Here is a 255-nt window from a genome sequence, read left to right as displayed (position 1 = left end):
CCACGATCACGTTTGGCGTGGGCTATGTGCCGGGCACAGTGGTGCAATCGACTGCGTTTGCCGTGCAGGGCGACGACGTCTACAAGGATGGCGCCACCGAGACACTGACCATTACAGGCACCAACGGTGGCGGTAACTTTGAAAATCTGGACACCACAGCCACGGCAGACGTGGTGGTGGCCGATACGCCTGACACGGTCAAGGTGACCTTGGTGGGCACCAGCGCCGTCGAAGGCAGCACAAACGTGACCGTGG

1 protein-coding gene is annotated in these 255 nt (G+C 61.2%); it reads left to right on the top strand.

Annotated elements, in window-relative coordinates; all coding sequences use genetic code 11:
• A partial coding sequence (locus tag IB213_RS18465; protein WP_192408196.1) for an immunoglobulin-like domain-containing protein occupies positions 1–255 on the top strand: 255 nt, incomplete at both ends.

The organism is Comamonas sp. CMM02, assembly GCF_014851485.1.
In the GTDB taxonomy this organism is placed as follows: domain Bacteria; phylum Pseudomonadota; class Gammaproteobacteria; order Burkholderiales; family Burkholderiaceae_C; genus Comamonas; species Comamonas avium.
The sequence above is the reverse complement of the archived record's forward strand: the minus strand, read 5'-3'. Positions and strand labels throughout refer to the sequence as shown.